Origin of the sequence: Vibrio sp. YT-17 (assembly GCF_033337375.1) — a bacterium.
Lineage (GTDB): Bacteria > Pseudomonadota > Gammaproteobacteria > Enterobacterales > Vibrionaceae > Vibrio > Vibrio alginolyticus.
The window spans coordinates 1-1,243 of the sequence record NZ_JAWOQP010000123.1; the positions used below are offsets into that span (position 1 = coordinate 1).

Genomic DNA, 1,243 nt, shown 5'->3' on the forward strand with positions numbered 1-1,243 from the left:
ACCCTGTTATTGAAACTTAAAGCGTCACGCCTGGGCTCAATGTCGCAGGTAATTCCGTCTCCTGCCCTTCCATGGATGCCATAGGGTAAGCACAGTAATCCGCCGCGTAGTACGCGCTTGGACGAAGGTTGCCTGATGCACCTGGGCCACCAAACGGTGCGTCACCACTTGCGCCCGTCAATTGACGGTTGCGGTTTACGATGCCTGCGCGAATGTGGTCAACAAAGTATTCCCATTCTTGATCGTCTGTTGATACAAGACCTGCCGACAGGCCAAAGCGCGTGTCATTCGCCAGCTCTACGGCTTTATCCAAACCTTCATAGCGCACGACTTGCAGCAGCGGTCCGAAGTATTCTTCATCTGGCAACTCAGCAATGTTAGTCACATCGATGATGCCAGGAGAAACAAACGCCGCCTCTCCTGCTTTCGCTTCAATTAAGCTTTCACCGCCTAGAGATTGCAGGTTTGCTTGCGCATCAAGAATGAACTTCGCCGCAGCCACAGAGATTTGTGGGCCCATAAATGGCGCAGGTTCTGCGAATGGTTGATCCATGCGAATGTTTTTCGTCGCTTCCACCAGCTTAGTGATCAGAGCATCCCCTTTCTCACCAAACGGCACGTATAGACGACGAGCACAAGTACAACGTTGACCAGCACTGATGAATGCCGATTGGATGATGGTGTACACCGTTGCATCCAAATCACCGTAGTTATCAGAGATGACCATCGGGTTGTTGCCGCCCATTTCTAGCGCTAACATCTTGCCTGGTTGACCTGCAAACTGACGATGCAAAATGTGACCCGTGTTCGCACTGCCCGTAAACAGAATGCCATCAATACCTTTCGCATCAGCCAGCGCAATACCAGTTTCCTTCGCACCTTGAACAAGGTTGATCACGCCTTTTGGCAAACCCGCTTCTTCCCACAATTTCATAGCTAGCTCGCCAGTCCAAGGCGTTTGCTCAGATGGTTTGAACACAACTGTGTTCCCCGCTAGCAAGGCAGGAACGATGTGGCCATTCGGTAAGTGACCAGGGAAGTTATATGGCCCAAACACAGCCATTACGCCAAGAGGACGATGTCGCAATACAATCTGGTTGCCCGCAGCTTCGCGAGTCGCTTCACCAGTACGGTCATGGTAGGCACGAATAGAAATAGCGATTTTTCCAGCCATTGCAGCCGCTTCTGTCCGTGTTTCCCAAATTGGTTTACCCGTTTCTTTCGCGATCACTTCGGCAATTTT

Annotated in this window: 1 protein-coding gene; it reads right to left on the reverse strand. The window is 51.2% G+C overall.

The genetic code is table 11. The features are described from left to right. Positions 1-16: 16 nt before the first annotated feature. A partial coding sequence (gene astD / locus R7F67_RS24355; protein WP_318057480.1) for a succinylglutamate-semialdehyde dehydrogenase occupies positions 17-1,243 on the reverse strand: 1,227 nt, incomplete at its 5' end.